This is a genomic window from Pseudomonas sp. 37 R 15 (assembly GCF_900004865.1).
In the GTDB taxonomy this organism is placed as follows: domain Bacteria; phylum Pseudomonadota; class Gammaproteobacteria; order Pseudomonadales; family Pseudomonadaceae; genus Aquipseudomonas; species Aquipseudomonas fluorescens_AM.
In genome coordinates, this window is record NZ_CVTV01000060.1 from 133,862 (window position 1) to 147,445 (window position 13,584).

General features: G+C 62.5%; 10 protein-coding genes. 7 read left to right on the forward strand and 3 right to left on the reverse strand.

Features of this window, described 5'->3' with window-relative positions; all coding sequences use genetic code 11:
- Positions 1 to 114: 114 nt before the first annotated feature.
- Positions 115 to 927, reverse strand: coding sequence for an exodeoxyribonuclease III (gene xthA / locus BFQ04_RS24970; RefSeq protein WP_065953087.1), 813 nt, complete (start codon positions 925 to 927; stop codon positions 115 to 117).
- Positions 928 to 1,096: 169 nt separating this feature from the next.
- Here xthA and BFQ04_RS24975 point away from each other — a divergent pair, with 169 nt between their 5' ends.
- From BFQ04_RS24975 to BFQ04_RS25005, 7 genes are all read left to right on the forward strand, one after another.
- Positions 1,097 to 1,747 carry a GNAT family N-acetyltransferase gene (locus BFQ04_RS24975; protein ID WP_065953088.1) on the forward strand — a complete coding sequence of 217 codons (651 nt, stop codon included), beginning with the start codon at positions 1,097 to 1,099 and terminating at the stop codon, positions 1,745 to 1,747.
- A gap of 64 nt (positions 1,748 to 1,811) precedes the next feature.
- Positions 1,812 to 3,539 carry an autotransporter assembly complex protein TamA gene (locus BFQ04_RS24980; RefSeq protein ID WP_065953089.1) on the forward strand — a complete coding sequence of 576 codons (1,728 nt, stop codon included), beginning with the start codon at positions 1,812 to 1,814 and terminating at the stop codon, positions 3,537 to 3,539.
- Positions 3,539 to 7,225: a translocation/assembly module TamB domain-containing protein gene (locus tag BFQ04_RS24985; RefSeq protein ID WP_175413319.1), complete on the forward strand. Its 3,687-nt coding sequence runs from the start codon at positions 3,539 to 3,541 to the stop codon at positions 7,223 to 7,225. The genes BFQ04_RS24980 and BFQ04_RS24985 overlap by 1 nt, the downstream gene beginning before the upstream one ends.
- 234 nt (positions 7,226 to 7,459) lie before the next feature.
- Positions 7,460 to 7,933 (forward strand): MarR family winged helix-turn-helix transcriptional regulator, encoded by a 474-nt coding sequence (locus tag BFQ04_RS24990; RefSeq protein ID WP_065953091.1) that lies wholly within the window; start codon positions 7,460 to 7,462, stop codon positions 7,931 to 7,933.
- A complete protein-coding gene (locus BFQ04_RS24995; protein WP_065953092.1) occupies positions 7,930 to 9,381 on the forward strand; it encodes an efflux transporter outer membrane subunit in 1,452 nt (483 codons plus the stop codon). Before BFQ04_RS24990 ends, BFQ04_RS24995 begins: the two co-directional genes overlap by 4 nt.
- 15 nt (positions 9,382 to 9,396) lie before the next feature.
- The gene (locus tag BFQ04_RS25000) at positions 9,397 to 10,596 is read left to right on the forward strand and encodes an HlyD family secretion protein (RefSeq protein WP_065953093.1); all 1,200 of its coding nucleotides are present in this window, start codon (positions 9,397 to 9,399) and stop codon (positions 10,594 to 10,596) included.
- On the forward strand, positions 10,596 to 12,125 hold the full coding sequence (locus BFQ04_RS25005; protein WP_065953094.1) for a DHA2 family efflux MFS transporter permease subunit: 1,530 nt from the start codon (positions 10,596 to 10,598) through the stop codon (positions 12,123 to 12,125). The genes BFQ04_RS25000 and BFQ04_RS25005 overlap by 1 nt, the downstream gene beginning before the upstream one ends.
- A gap of 136 nt (positions 12,126 to 12,261) precedes the next feature.
- On the opposite strand, the gene lpxH is transcribed toward BFQ04_RS25005, so the two are convergent.
- Complete coding sequence (gene lpxH / locus BFQ04_RS25010) at positions 12,262 to 13,011, reverse strand: UDP-2,3-diacylglucosamine diphosphatase (RefSeq protein ID WP_065953095.1); 750 nt, start codon at positions 13,009 to 13,011, stop codon at positions 12,262 to 12,264.
- Positions 13,008 to 13,511: a peptidylprolyl isomerase gene (locus BFQ04_RS25015; RefSeq protein WP_057721741.1), complete on the reverse strand. Its 504-nt coding sequence runs from the start codon at positions 13,509 to 13,511 to the stop codon at positions 13,008 to 13,010. The genes lpxH and BFQ04_RS25015 overlap by 4 nt, the downstream gene beginning before the upstream one ends.
- Positions 13,512 to 13,584: the final 73 nt, after the last annotated feature.

Genomic DNA, 13,584 nt, shown 5'->3' on the forward strand with positions numbered 1-13,584 from the left:
GAGCTTGCTCGCGAAAAATTCACAGGCACCCGGTTCATTCAGAAAGCACGCGTTATCGTTGACGTTTTTCGCGAGCAAGCCCCCTCCCACAGTTGACCGAGTAGTGTCAGGGAATTAACTCAATTCCAACCAGATCGGCGCATGGTCCGACGGCTTTTCCAATGCCCGCAAATCATAATCGACGCCGGCATCCTTGACCCGTGGGAGCAAGCCATTGGACGCCATGATCACGTCGATGCGCAGGCCGCGCTTGGGCTCGTCCTCAAAGCCACGGCTACGGTAATCGAACCAGCTGAAACGGTCGGTCACCTCAGGGTTCAAGTGACGGAAGCTGTCCACCAGGCCCCAGTTTTTCAGGCGGGCCATCCATTCGCGTTCTTCCGGCAGGAAACTGCACTTGCCGGTTTTCAGCCAGCGTTTGGCGTTGTCGGCACCGATGCCGATGTCGCAGTCTTGCGGGGAGATATTCACGTCGCCCATCACCACCAGTGCCTGCTCATTGCTGAAGCGGCTTTCCAGCAGCTGCTGCAGGTCTTCATAGAAGCGCTGTTTGGCCGGGAACTTGGTGGGGTGGTCGCGGCTTTCGCCCTGGGGAAAGTAGCCGTTCATGATGATGACCGGGTTGCCGCTCTCGTCGGCGAAGGTGCCCCAGATAAACCGGCGCTGGGCGTCTTCTTCATCGGTGGCAAAACCCTTGTGCACACTCAACGCTTCTTTGCGCGAGAGCAGGGCCACGCCGTAGTGGCCTTTCTGGCCGTGGTAATACACGTGGTAGCCCAGCGCCTGGACTTCGGCCAGCGGGAACTGGTCGTCGTGGACCTTGGTTTCCTGCAGGCCAATCACATCCGGCTGGTGTTTTTCAATCAGCGCCGCCAGCTGATGGGGGCGGGCACGCAGCCCGTTGATATTGAAGGAGACGATTTTCATGGTCGGCGGTCCAGTCTGGCAAAAGGGCGATGCTAGCCGACAAGTCGGACGGGGGCCAGCGTGGCAGTAGGACGCGTGCGCTGCTAATGTCTGGGAACGACTGGCGCTGCGCAGGTTCGTACCCATAAGAGCGCCATCTTTTTGCATGGCGTCCAGGAGATTGATTGTTATGCCTGACACCTCGACGGCCGCTGCCGAGATTCGCGTGCTCAACAGCGGTTATTCCCGCGAAGCGCGTTCCCTGTTGTACCAGGCCTACCGTCACGAACCGACCTTCGCCTACATCTTCGAAGCCGAGCGGCCAGGTTATGAACAGCGGGTACGCGCTACGGTGCGGGAACTGGTCAAGCAGCATTTTTTCCAGAAACTTCCGGCCATTGGCCTGTTCGTCAACGATCGTTTGATCGGCGTCGCCCTCATCGCGCCGCCGCAGCGGCGCCTGGGCATCACCGAGAGCTGGGCCTGGCAGATCCGCATGTGGTTGAGCACCGGTGTGCGCGGTACGCGGCGTTACCTGGAGTACCATCAGGCCGTGCTGGCGTGCCTGCCCGGTGAGTCGGTGCACGTATTGCCGTTGCTGGGCATTCACCCGCAGTTGCAAGGTCACCACTATGGCGAACAATTGCTCGAAGCGGTTCACAACTGGTGCGCCGAAGACCCGCACTCATCGGGCGTGGTGCTCGACACGGGCAATTCCCGTTACCTGGATTTCTATAAGCGCCAGGGCTATGAGGAAATCGGTGAAATTGCTGTAGGACCTGTCCTGGAGCATGTGTTTTTTCATCCCAATCCCCAGGCGTTAACTGCTGCAACGACTTGAGACAGAATTATTCAGATAAATCCGGGTTCAAAGTTCCTCTCTCGCTCGTGTAGCATCCGCGCCTATGAAGTTTCCAGGAAGATTTACCAGCGGCTTGGTTCTGCTGTTCACAAGCTGCGGCGCATTGGCGCAAAGCGAACTGGACGTGCGGATCAAACCCTCAAATGACGCGCTGAAAGCCAACATCGAAGGCTACATCGGCGGGGTTGGCGATCGTGACGAAGAAGCCCTGCTGCGCTTCAGCCGCGGTGCCGAAGAGCAGGCGCGCAAAGCGGCCCAGGCGCTGGGCTTCTATCAGCCACTGATCGCCAGCGATGTGAAGGGCGGCAAGAACCCGCGCCTGATCCTGACCATCGACCCCGGCGAGCCGGTGCATCTGCGCAACGTGACCCTGCGGGTCGATGGCCCGGCGGCGAGCCTCAAGGCATTTCGCGTGCCCGCCAGTGACGATCTCAAGCCCGGCGCGGTGCTCAATCACGGCCATTACGATGACGCCAAGCGCCTGATCCAGAACCAGGCGTCGCGCTACGGCTTTTTCAGTGGGCGTTTCACCCGCCAGACACTCTCCGTCGACCCCCAGGCGGGTGTCGCCGATATCGAACTGGTTTACGACAGCGGCCCACGCTACAGCATGGGCAAGGTCAGCTTCACCGGCGACACGCCGTTCGATGAAGAACTGCTGCAACGCATGGTGCCCTTTGACAGTGGTACTCCTTACGACTCCGAACTGATCGCCGAACTGAACCAGAACCTGCAAGCCAGTGGCTTCTTCGAAAGCGTGCGGGTGGACGCCAGCCCCACTGCCTCGACCAATGACGTGATTCCGGTGGCCGTGCAACTGGACACGCGCAAGCCACGCACCATGGGCCTGGGCCTGGGGTTTTCGACGGACGTCGGCCCGCGGGGCAAGGCCAACTGGACGCGCCACTGGGTCAATCCCCAGGGCCACAGTTATGGCTGGGAAGCCGAGTTGTCGGCGCCGCGACAGAACGTCGGCCTGTGGTATGACATTCCGCTCGACCCTCCGCTCACCGACAAATTGCGCTTCGCCGGTGGCTATCAGAATGAAGAGATCGCCAACACCGACACCTTGAGCAAGCTGCTCACCCTCGGCCCCGAATGGCACAGCAAGTTGCCCAGCGGCTGGACCCGGGTCATCTCGCTCAAATACCAGCGTGAAGAGTATCGCCTGGGCAATGACTCGGGCCTGAGTAACCTGGTGATGCCGGGCATCAGCTACTCCTACCTGCGCAGCGACAACCGCATCGATCCGCACAACGGCTATCGCCTGATGTTCGACAGCAAAGTCGCCAAGGAAGGGCTCGGTTCCGACACCAACCTGCTGTATGGCACCGCCACGATCAAGGGCTTGACCACCTTGTGGGATAACCACCGGTTCCTGGGCCGCGCGCAAGTGGGCGGCAGTGCCACCAATGGCTACAAGTCGGTGCCGCCGTCGCTGCGCTTCTTTGCCGGTGGCGACCAGAGCGTGCGCGGTTATGAATACCAGACCCTGTCGCCGGAAAACGACCGTGGCGACCGCATCGGCGGCCGCTACATGGTGGCGCTGAGCGCCGAATACCAGTATTCCATCACCGAGAAATGGCGGGTCGCGACCTTTATCGACCAGGGCAACTCGTTCAACACCCTGGATATGCCCAGTCTGAAAACCGGCGTGGGGGTGGGTGTGCGCTGGGTCTCGCCCGTGGGCCCGATCCGCCTCGATTTGGCCCATGCCCTGGAAGATCCGGGCGGCATTCGATTGCACTTTTCCATGGGGCCTGAGCTGTGATGCGTGGTTTGAAAATAGCGGGGCTGGCATTGATTGCCGTCCTCGCGCTGTTGCTGTTGACGCTGTGGACGCTGCTCGGTACCCAGGCAGGCAGTCGCTGGGTTCTGGGCCAGGTGCCGGGCCTGAGCGTGGAGAATTTTCACGGACGCCTGGGCGGGCGATGGAGCGCCGACCACGTGCTGTGGCAACAGGACGGCAGCCGCGTCGAACTCAAGGCGCCGACGCTTGACTGGTCGCCGGGTTGCCTGTTGCGCATGACCTTGTGCATCGACCAGTTGGATGTGGACCAGGTCAGCCTGGCGTTCGCACCCGGCACCGAAGAAAGCAGCAGCGGGCCGATCCAACTGCCCGAACTGAAGCTGCCGGTTGCCATCCAACTGGGTGATGTTCGCATCGCCAGCCTGCTGTTCAACGGCAGCGAAGAACTCAAGGGCCTGCAACTGGCGGCGCACTGGACCGCCGCCGGCCTACAGATCGACGCTGTTCATTTGCAGCGCGACGACCTGGTGCTGGACCTCGCCGGCCTGCTGCAACCCACCGGCGATTGGCCGCTCAATGCCACCGGCACGCTCAGCTTGCCCTACGCGCCGGGCGGCGCACCCTGGACCGTCGCGCTGAAGATCGACGGAGACCTGCTCAAAACCCTCAAGCTCGACGCCGACAGCAGCGGTTACCTGCCAGCCAAGCTCAGCGGCGAGCTGCAACCGTTGGCGGAAAACCTGCCGGCGCAGTTGCGCATCACCTCCGAGGCGTTCAAGCCCAGCGCCGATCTGCCCGACACCTTGCAACTCAACCAGTTGGACCTGAGCGCCAAGGGTGACCTTAAAGAGGGTTATCAGTTGCTGGGCAAGGCGGTATTACCGGCGGAAAAAGGCCCGGTGGATTTACTGCTGCAAGGCAAGGTCGACGCCAAGGGCGCGCAGATCGCCGGCCTCGACCTGAACGCCGGCGACAAGCAAAGCCTCACGCTCAGCGCCAACCTGGATTGGCAACAAGGCTTGCGCGCCGACGCCAGAATCGACTGGCTGGACTTTCCCTGGCACCGCCTCTATCCGCTGATCGACGAACCGCAGGTGGCCTTGCGCACCTTCAATGGTGAGGTTTCCTACAAGGACGGCAACTACCTGGGCAACCTCAAGGCCGACCTTGACGGCCCGGCGGGCGCATTCACAGTGGTCACGCCCTTCAGCGGCGACCTCAAGCAGATCTTCCTGCCCGAACTGAAACTGAGCGCAGGTCAAGGTAAGGCCGAGGGCCATCTGAACGTACAGTTTGCCGACGGTATCGCCTGGGACACCGCGCTGGACCTGTCGGCATTGAACCCGGCGTACTGGGTCGCCGAATTGCCCGGCACCCTGGCCGGGCCGCTGCGCAGCACAGGCGAATTCAAGAACGAGCAACTCAAGCTCAACGCCGACCTCGACCTCAAAGGCCGCCTGCGCGGGCAGACCGCCGTGTTCGCGGCCAAGGCCGAAGGCGCGGGGCAGCAATGGACCCTCGCCAACCTGGACATCCGCCTGGGCGACAACCGCATCAACGGCAGCGGCAGCCTGCAGCAACGCCTGGCCGGGCAGATCGACATCAAGCTGGCGCGCCTGGCCCAGCTCTGGCCGCAATTGCGCGGGCAGGTCAACGGCCGCCTCGATGTTGCCGGTACCTTGAAGGCGCCCCAAGGCGCGCTCGACCTCAAAGGCCAGCAACTGGCATTGGCCGATAACCGCCTGCAAAGTCTCAACCTCGACGCGACACTGGACAGCGCCCAGCGCGCCAGCATCCACCTCAAGGGCAGCGGCATCCAAAGCGGCGAGACCCAGGTCGGCACACTCACCGCCAGCGCCCAGGGCGATATCAAGAACCAGAAGGTTCAGGTGGAGCTGGCCGGACCGTTGCTCAAACTGGCCCTGGCGCTGGATGGCAACCTCGACGCAGGCAACTGGCGCGGGCGCCTGGCCAGCGGTGACGTACAAGCCGGTGGCCAGGACTGGCGGCTGCAGGCCCCGGCGAAAATCGAGCGCCTGGCCGACGGCAGGCTGACCTTCGCCGCGCACTGCTGGGTGTCTGGTGGCGCCAGCCTGTGTGGCGAAGACCAGCGCCTGATGCCTGAGCCGAAGCTGCGCTACCACCTCAAGCAATTCCCAATCGACAGTCTTGCGGCGTTCCTGCCCAAAGACTTCGCCTGGCAGGGCAGGCTCAATGCCGACGTACAACTCGACCTGCCGGCCAGCGGCCCGAAGGGCGTGGTCTCGGTGGACGCCGGGGGCGGCAACCTGCGTGTCAGGGACAAGGGCCAGTGGCTGGATTTCCCCTACGATACCCTCAAGCTGGAAACCACCCTGAACCCCAAGCGCATCGACACCCAACTGAATTTCCGTGGCGGCAAGTTGGGCGATTTGTTGTTGCAGGCGCAGATCAACCCGTTGCCGGCCAGCAAGCCGATCACCGGCAATTTCAGCCTCACCGGCCTGGACCTCGCCGTGGCGCGACCCTTTGTGCCGATGGTTGAAAAGCTCAACGGCAAGCTCAACGGCAATGGCCGCATCTCCGGCGGGCTGCTCGCGCCCCTGGTCAACGGCAACGTGAACCTGGTGGACGGTGAAGTCTCCGGGCCGGAACTGCCCATCAGCCTCGAGGGCCTGAACCTACAGGCGCAGATCGCCGGCGAAAGCGTGCAGTTGAACGGCGGCTGGCACAGCGGCAAGGCCGGGCAGGGCAGCCTCAAGGGCCAGATCGACTGGGGCCGCGCCCTGGTGGTCGACCTCAGCCTCAAGGGCTCGCAACTGCCGGTTACCGTGGAACCCTATGCCAAGCTGGAAGTGGCCCCCGACCTCAAGATCAGCCTCAAGGACGACAAGCTGGCGATCGCCGGCAAGGTGCACATCCCGCGCGGCGATATCACCGTGCGCGAGCTGCCGCCCTCGACGGTCAAGGTCTCCGATGACACGGTGATCGTCGGCAGCCAGACCGAAGAAGGCAAACCGCCGATGGCCATGGCTATGGATATCGATGTGGAAGTGGGTGAAGACCAACTCAACTTCGCCGGCTTCGGCCTCACCGCCAAAGTGCAGGGCCACGTGCATATCGGCGACAACATGGACACCCGCGGCGAACTGTGGCTCAACGACGGCCGCTACCGCGCCTACGGCCAGCGCCTCAACGTGCGCCGTGCACGGCTGTTGTTTGCCGGGCCGTTGGACCAGCCGTTCCTGGACATCGAAGCTGTCCGTGTAGTGGTCGAATCGTCCCGAACCGTGACCGCCGGTATTCGCCTGAGCGGCAGCGCCGAACAACCGACCACGCAGATTTTCTCAGAGCCCGCCATGGCTCAGGAGGACGCGCTGTCCTATCTGGTGCTGGGACGTTCGCGCACCAACAACGGTGAAGACAACAACATGCTTGCCGAAGCCGCCCTGGGCCTGGGCCTGATGGGCAGCGCTGGGGTGACCTCGGACATCGCCAATAAGTTGGGCATCCAGGATTTCGACCTGGATACCCAAGGCACCGGCAACAGCACTGCGGTGGTGGCCAGCGGCAAGATCAACGACAAACTCAGCCTGCGTTACGGCGTAGGGGTGTTCGAACCGGCCAATACCATTGCCTTGCGCTATCTGTTGAGCAAGAAGGTGTACCTGGAGGTGGCCACAGGCGTGGCGAGCTCCCTGGATATCTTCTACAAGCGCGACTTCTAAGCCCAACTGGGTCAAATGTGGGAGGGGGCTTGCCCCCGATAGCGGTTTTTCAGTCAGCTAATCTGTAGCTGACCCACTGCTATCGGGGGCAAGCCCCTCCCACATTGGTTCTTTATTTCACTCGAGCTTTTGGTCAGTTACCAAGCAACCTAACTGTTCCATTTGACATTCGCTGCCTAAGCAGTAATATCGCGTCACACATTCACTGCCTAGGCAGTAATAAGGTGACTTTCGATGCCCCACTTCACCCCCGACAACTTTCACAACTGCCATCTCGGCCTGTTGCTGGGCCGCGCTGCGATCCTCAAGGACCGCATCATCGACACTCATATGGAACCCCACGGCATCACCGCCGCGCAGTTCAAGGTGTTGATCATCATGGCCCAGTTCGGCGTCGACACCCCGGCCGAGCTGTGCCGCCACTTGTCCCTGGACAGCGGTTCGATGACGCGCATGCTCGACCGGCTGGAGCAGAAAGACTTGCTCAGCCGCAAACGTTCCGAGCTGGACCGCCGCCAGGTGCAGTTGGTGCTGACCGCCGATGGCCAGCGCCTGGCGGACATGCTGCCGCACATCGGCGCCCAGGCCCTCAATCAACTGGCCGGCGTCCTTGAGTCGGGCGAGCTGGAAACCCTGGAACGGATCCTCAAGAAAATTCTGATCGCTGCGGGTGACCCCATCACAATCCAGCGGGTAGGTAAACAATGAACACACGCGCACTCAGCCTGGTGCTGGCGGCGATGACGCTGGCCGGTTGCGCCAACTACAGCGGCCTCGACACCCAGGGCCGACGCCTGGACGCCAACGCCCTGCAAACCGGCAAATCCTTGAGCGGCGTGACGCTGTCGGATGCCGCCTGGCCCAGCGCCGACTGGTGGAAAGGCCTTGGCGACCCACAGCTCGACAGGCTGATCCAGGAAGCGCTGCAAAACAGCCCCGACATGCAAGTCGCCAGCGCCCGTGCCCATCAGGCCGAAGCTGCGGCCTATGCCGCCAACGCCGCGCGCCTGCCCACCGTGGATGCCAGTGCCGGTGTCAGCCGTTCGCGGCTGGCCAGGGACCAGGACCCGCGCGGGGAGGGCGATGCCTACTCGACCGTGCGCAACATTGGCGCCAGTTTCAATTACAACTTCGACCTGTGGGGCGGCCAACGCGCTGCCTGGGAAGCCGCCCTGGGTCAGGCCCGCGCCGCCGAAGTCGATCAGCAGGCCGCCCGCCTGACGCTGGCTGCCAACGTGGCCAAGGCCTACAGCGACCTGGGCCAGGCGCACATCGTGCGTGACCTGGCCGAGGATGACCTCAAGCGCACCCGACAGATGCTCGACCTGAGCCAGCGCCGGCTGAGCTCCGGTATCGACAGCGAGTACCAGTACCAGCAGACCGAAAGCCTGGAAGCCAGCTCCCAGTCGCAGTTGATCGATGCGGAAAAACAACTGCAAAGCGCCAGGATCGCCCTCGCCGTATTGCTCGGCAAAGGCCCCGACCGTGGCAACGAGCTGGCCCGCCCGGCGGTGCTCAAACCCGCCGCCGTCGCCGTGCCTTCCGTGTTGCCCGCCGAGTTGCTCGGTCGGCGGCCGGACCTGGTCGCCGCCCGTTGGCGGGTGGAGGCTGCGAGCAAGGACATCGCCGCCAGCAAGACCCGCTTCTACCCCAACCTCAACCTGAGCGCGAGCGCCGGCGCCGAGTCGTTGCTGGGGGACGCGATGTTTGGTTCGGCCAGTCGTTTCTTCAACATTGCACCGACCGTGTCGCTGCCGATCTTCGACGGTGGCCGCCTGCGCGCCGACCTCGATGCCCGCGACGCCGATTACGACCTGGCCGTGGCCCAGTACAACAAGACCCTGGTGCAGGCCCTGGGTGATATCGGTACCACCCTGTCGCAATTGCGCGACACCGGGCGGCAGATCAAGGCCCAGCAACACGCCGCCGACATCGCCCAGCAGTCCTACGACACCGGGGTGCAGCGCTACAGCTCCGGCATCGGTAATTACCTGGATGTGCTCAGCATCGAGCAGCAATTGCTGCAGGCCCAGCGTCAGTTGGCGGCCTTGAATGCTGCGCAGATCGATCTGTCGATTCAATTGATGCAGGCCCTGGGTGGCGGGTTCGACGCCAACAACGTGGCCGCGACCACCCCAGCCACCCGCACGGAATAATTTGAGGTATTTGTCATGGCCACTGCCGACAGCAACAACGCAACTGAACAACCCAAAGACAACAACCCGCGCAAACGCAAAGTCATGCTGATCGGCCTGGCGCTGATCGTCATTCTCGGTGTCGTCGGCGTATGGGCCTGGTACGAGCTTTACGGGCGCTTCAACGAAAGCACCGACGACGCCTATGTGAACGGCAACGTGGTGGAAATCACCCCGCTGGTCACCGGCACCGTGGTCAGCATCGGCGCCGACGATGGCGATCTGGTCCACGAAGGCCAGGTGCTGGTCAACTTCGATCCCAACGACGCCGCCGTCGGCCTGCAAAGTGCCCAGGCCAACCTGGCGCGCACGGTGCGCCAGGTGCGTGGTTTGTACAGCAACGTCGATGGTATGAAAGCCCAGGTCAACGCGCAGAAAGCCGACGTGCAGACGGCCCAGGACAACTACAACCGACGCAAGACCCTGGCGCAGGGCGGCGCGATTTCCCTGGAAGAACTGTCCCACGCCCGTGACAGCCTGACCGCCGCCAGGAACGCCTTGACCAACCTTGAGCAGCAACTCAAGATCACCAACGCCCTGGTGGATGACACGGTGATTTCGTCCCACCCGGATGTGCAAGCCGCCGCCGCGCAACTGCGCCAGGCTTACCTGACCAATGCGCGCAGCACCCTGATTGCACCCGTCACCGGCTATGTGGCCAAGCGCACCGTGCAGTTGGGCCAGCGCGTCCAGCCGGGTACCGCGCTGATGGCGGTGATTCCGCTGGACCAGCTGTGGATCGATGCCAACTTCAAGGAAACCCAACTGCGTGATATGCGCATCGGCCAGCCGGTGGACATCGAGTCGGACATCTACGGCAGCGACGTGAAGTACAGCGGCACCGTCGACAGCCTCGGCGCCGGCACCGGCAGCGCGTTCGCCCTGTTGCCCGCGCAGAACGCCACCGGCAACTGGATCAAGATCGTGCAGCGCGTACCGGTGCGCATCCACATCAACGCCGAGGAACTGGCCAAGCACCCGCTGCGGGTGGGTTTGAGCACCGTGGTCAATGTGGACCTGCACGACCAGAGCGGCCCGGTCCTGGCGCAGCAGCCGCCGCAGAAGGCTTCGTTCACCACCAACGTGTATGACCGCCAACTCGCCGAGGCCGATGCCATGATCAACCAGTTGATCCATGACAACAGCGTCGCCGCTCCCAAGGCTGCGCAACGCTGATGAGCAATAACGCCTCGTTCACGCCACCCAGCCTGTTGATGGCCACTATCGGGCTGTCGCTGGCGACCTTCATGCAGGTGCTCGACACCACCATCGCCAACGTGGCGTTGCCGACCATTTCCGGCAACCTGGGCGTGAGTTCGGAGCAGGGCACCTGGGTCATTACTTCGTTTGCGGTGAGCAACGCCATTGCCTTGCCGCTCACCGGTTGGTTGAGCCGGCGCTTCGGCGAGGTGAAGCTGTTCCTGTGGGCGACCATGCTGTTTGTGCTGGCGTCGTTCCTGTGCGGTATTTCCACCTCGATGCCCGAGTTGATCGGCTTTCGCGTGCTGCAGGGGCTTGTGGCGGGGCCGTTGTACCCGATGACCCAGACGCTGCTGATCGCGGTCTACCCACCGGCCAGGCGCGGCATGGCCCTGGCGCTGCTGGCGATGGTCACGGTGGTGGCGCCGATTGCGGGACCGATCCTCGGCGGCTGGATCACCGACAGCTACAGCTGGCCGTGGATCTTCTTCATCAACGTGCCTATCGGCATTTTTGCGGTGATGGTGGTGCGTGCGCAGTTGAAGAAACGTCCGGTGGTCACCAGCTACCAGCCGATGGACTATGTGGGGTTGTTGAGCCTGATCGTCGGCGTCGGCGCCTTGCAGATCATCCTCGACAAGGGCAATGACCTGGATTGGTTCGAGTCCAACTTCATCATTATCGGTGCGGTGATCTCGGCGATTGCCCTGGCGGTGTTCGTGATCTGGGAGATGACCGACAAGCACCCGGTAGTGAATCTGCGCCTGTTCGCCTACCGCAACTTCCGCATCGGCACCATCGTACTGATCCTGGGTTACGCGGGCTTTTTCGGGATCAACCTGATCCTGCCGCAATGGCTGCAGACCCAGATGGGCTACACCGCGACCTGGGCGGGACTCGCGGTGGCGCCGATCGGTATCCTGCCGGTGCTGATGTCGCCGTTCGTGGGCAAGTACGCGAACAAGTTCGACCTGCGCCTGCTGGCGGGCCTGGCGTTCCTGGCGATTGGCTTGAGCTGTTTCATGCGGGCGGGGTTCACCAACGAAGTGGACTTTACCCATATCGCCCTGGTGCAACTGTTCATGGGCATCGGCGTGGCGCTGTTCTTCATGCCGACCCTGAGCATCCTGATGTCCGACCTGCCGCCCCAGCAGATTGCCGACGGCGCGGGCCTGGCGACTTTCCTGCGCACCTTGGGTGGCAGCTTTGCGGCGTCGCTGACCACCTGGATCTGGATCCGCCGGGCCGACCAGCACCATGCCTACATGAGCGAGAACATGACCACCTACGACTCGGCGACCCGCGACGCCTTGCAGGCGCTCGGAGGGGCAGGGCACAAGGCGTATGCGCAACTGGACCAGATCCTCACCAGCCAGGCCTACATGATGTCCACCGTGGACTACTTCACGTTGCTGGGGTGGATGTTCATGGGCTTGATGCTGCTGGTGTGGCTGGCCAAGCCACCGTTTACCGCGAAGGCGGGGCCTGCGGCTTCGGGGCACTGACTGCCTTGGGCTGAAATGCAATCAACTGTGGGAGGGGGCTTGCCCCCGATAGCGGTGGGTCAGGCACAGATGCATCGACTGACACTCCCTCATCGGGGGCAAGCCCCCTCCCACAGTTGATGTGTGTTGTCAGGTATCAAGCGCCAGGCAAAGCCAACTGTGGATTGACGAAGTCAAACGCCGCCAGTTGAAAGCCTTGCTCATCCACCTGCAACGCCCAGCCTTGCTTGTCCCAATCCCCCAACACAATACGCTTGGCTGCCTGGTCACCAATCTGCAACTTATGAATGGCGGGGCGGTGCGTATGGCCGTGGACCAGGGTGCGCACGCCGAAGTGCTGCATCACCCGCGGCACTTCGTCGGGGGTGACATCGACAATGTCGTTGGCCTTCATGCGCGTCTGTGCACGGCTCTCGCTGCGCAGCTTTCGCGCCAGCTTATGGCGTGTGCCCAGAGGCAGGTTGCGCAGGATAAACAGCACAATCGGGTTACGCAGGATGCGCCGCAGCTTCATATAGCCGAGGTCACGGGTGCAGAGGCTGTCGCCGTGCATCAGCAGCACGGGTTCGCCGTAGAAGTGCACGACGCTCGGGTCCTTGAGCAGGCTGGCGCCTGCGGCTTTGCAGAACGCCTTGCCGATCAGGAAGTCGCGGTTGCCGTGCATGATGAAAATCGCAGTGCCGCTGTCGCTCAGTTCGCGCAGCGCGTCACAGATAGAACGCTGGAACGGTGTCATCCCATCGTCGCCAATCCAGGCTTCGAAGAAGTCCCCCAGAATGTACAACGCCTGGGCGCCACGGGCGCGGCCGTGGAGCAGATCCAGAAACGCCCGGGTGATGTCCGGGCGCTCCTCTTCCAGATGCAAGTCTGAAATCAGCAATATCACCCAACGATCTCGGCTTTCTCGACGATCACGTCTTCGGCTGGAACGTCCTGGTGACCGGCCTTGGACGTGGTGGACACGCCTTTGATCTTGTCGACAACGTCCTGGCCTTCGGTGACTTTACCGAACACCGCGTAACCCCAGCCCTGCACATTCTTGCCGCTGTGGTTGAGGAAGGCGTTGTCGGCCACGTTGATGAAGAACTGCGCGGAGGCCGAATGCGGCTCCATGGTACGGGCCATGGCGACGGTGTACTTGTCGTTGGAGAGGCCGTTGTCCGCTTCGTTCTGGATGCTCGGGCGCTTGTCTTTCTTCTCTTTCATGCCTGGCTCGAAACCGCCGCCCTGGATCATGAAGTTGCCGATGACACGGTGGAAAACGGTGTTTTCGTAGTGGCCGGCGTTGACGTACTCGATGAAGTTGGCAACGGTGATCGGCGCTTTCTCGGCGTTCAACTCGATGACGATGTCACCGTGGTTGGTGGTCAGTTTGACTTGAGTCATGTTCACTACTCTTTTCAGGGAATTCGTGGGTTTGAGTGCCTGGGGCACCTTACCTGTCTGGCTTAAACGACGG

Bases quoted from the DNA above. Each gene is read 5' to 3' on its own strand.
- BFQ04_RS24990 (WP_065953091.1), top strand. From the start codon at position 7,460: ATGCCCCACTTCACCCCCGACAACTTTCACAACTGCCATCTCGGCCTG.
- BFQ04_RS24980 (WP_065953089.1), top strand. From the start codon at position 1,812: ATGAAGTTTCCAGGAAGATTTACCAGCGGCTTGGTTCTGCTGTTCACA.
- BFQ04_RS24975 (WP_065953088.1), top strand. From the start codon at position 1,097: ATGCCTGACACCTCGACGGCCGCTGCCGAGATTCGCGTGCTCAACAGC.
- BFQ04_RS25005 (WP_065953094.1), top strand. From the start codon at position 10,596: ATGAGCAATAACGCCTCGTTCACGCCACCCAGCCTGTTGATGGCCACT.
- BFQ04_RS24995 (WP_065953092.1), top strand. From the start codon at position 7,930: ATGAACACACGCGCACTCAGCCTGGTGCTGGCGGCGATGACGCTGGCC.
- BFQ04_RS24985 (WP_175413319.1), top strand. From the start codon at position 3,539: ATGCGTGGTTTGAAAATAGCGGGGCTGGCATTGATTGCCGTCCTCGCG.
- xthA (WP_065953087.1), bottom strand. From the start codon at position 927: ATGAAAATCGTCTCCTTCAATATCAACGGGCTGCGTGCCCGCCCCCAT.
- BFQ04_RS25015 (WP_057721741.1), bottom strand. From the start codon at position 13,511: ATGACTCAAGTCAAACTGACCACCAACCACGGTGACATCGTCATCGAG.
- BFQ04_RS25000 (WP_065953093.1), top strand. From the start codon at position 9,397: ATGGCCACTGCCGACAGCAACAACGCAACTGAACAACCCAAAGACAAC.